The following is a 1,444-nucleotide window of genomic DNA, read 5'->3' on the forward strand; positions in this document are numbered from 1 at the left end:
GGAGCCTCCCCCCGACTGGTGGACACCCTGACCTCGACCCCGGTGGGGGTCGGGAGAGGGTGACCGATTATGGTGATGAAGGTCTATTCGCCCGAGTTCAAGGCCGACGCCGTGGCCCTGTTCCACTCGGACCCCGATCTCACGATCGCGCAGACCGCGCGTGACCTGGGGATCAATGCGGAGACCCTGCGGAACTGGATCCGCGCCGACCGCGCCCGCGGCGGCAGCACCACCGGCTTGACCAGGAAGAACGTGACCAGCACTACCCCGGCCTCCGAGGCCACCCGCGAGGAGCTCGCAGCCCGCGTCCAGGCCCTGGAGGCCGAGCTGAAGGCCGCCCGCAAGGAGAACGCCACGCTCGCCACCGAGCGGGACATCCTGCGGAAGGCGACGAAGTTTTTCGCCTCGGAGATGACCTGGTAGGGAGCCATAAGGAAACTACTGCCGGATTCGACTCAACTCCGGTGTGCTGCATGGTAGATGGGCTGTCGTGTCGATAGCGGATGAGATCCTGGCGGTCCTGGATACGAAGTTCACGGCGCTGCTGCCGCACCTGGACGAACGGCAGCGCCGCCTGTACTTGGCCTGCGAGGCTGAGGCGCTGGGCCATGGCGGGATCGCGGCCGTGGCCAGACTGGCCGAGGTCTCGGAATCGACCATCGTGCGTGGGCGTGCTGAGCTCGCCGGTGGCGCCGAGCCGCTGGGTCGGGTGCGCCGCCCCGGCGGTGGGCGCAAGCGGGCGGCCGAGCGCGACCCGGACCTGGTGCCCGCACTCGAGTCGCTGATCGAACCGCGGGAGGTCGGCGATCCGGTCTCCCCGCTGCGCTGGACCACCGCTTCCCTGCGGGATTTGGCCCGCGAGCTGACCGAGGCCGGCCACCCGGTCAGCGCCCCGGTCGTGGGCGACCTGCTGCGTGCGATGGGCTTCAGTCTGCAGGGTATGGCCAAGACCCGGGCGGGCAGCCACGTCCCCGACCGCGATGCCCAGTTCCGGCACATCAACGCCGCCGTCGAACGCTTCCTGGCTGGCGGGCTGCCGGTGGTGAGCGTGGACGCGAAGAAGAAGGAGCCGATCGGCGACTTCGCCCGGGCGGGCCGCACTTACCGCCCCAAGGGCCAGCCGATCACCGCCCCGGACCACGACTTCGTCGACCCCGACACCCCGGTCGCCATCCCGTACGGCATCTACGATCTGGGGCGTGACAGCGGCTGGGTGAACGTGGGCACCGACCGCAACACCGCCGCCTTCGCGGTGGAGTCCCTGCGCCGCTGGTGGAAAGTCCAAGGGCACCTCGACTACCCAGGGGCCGACCGCTTGCTGGTCACCGCCGATTCCGGAGGGGCCAACTCGGCCGACTCCCGCCTGTTCAAGATGGGCCTGGCTGCCTTCGCCGACGAGTGCGGGCTGAGCATCACCGTCATGCACTTCCCACCGGGCACTTCA

At 69.6% G+C, this 1,444-nt stretch carries 2 protein-coding genes; both read left to right on the forward strand.

Features of this window, described 5'->3' with window-relative positions; translation table 11 throughout:
- Positions 1-69 precede the first annotated feature (69 nt).
- Positions 70-423, forward strand: a complete 354-nt coding sequence (locus VXC91_RS45555) for a transposase (RefSeq protein ID WP_329513205.1) — start codon at positions 70-72, stop codon at positions 421-423.
- Positions 424-490: 67 nt separating this feature from the next.
- A partial coding sequence (locus VXC91_RS45560) for an ISAzo13 family transposase (protein ID WP_329513206.1) occupies positions 491-1,444 on the forward strand: 954 nt, incomplete at its 3' end.

Origin of the sequence: Streptomyces chiangmaiensis, assembly GCF_036281785.1 — a bacterium.
GTDB lineage: Bacteria > Actinomycetota > Actinomycetes > Streptomycetales > Streptomycetaceae > Streptomyces > Streptomyces chiangmaiensis.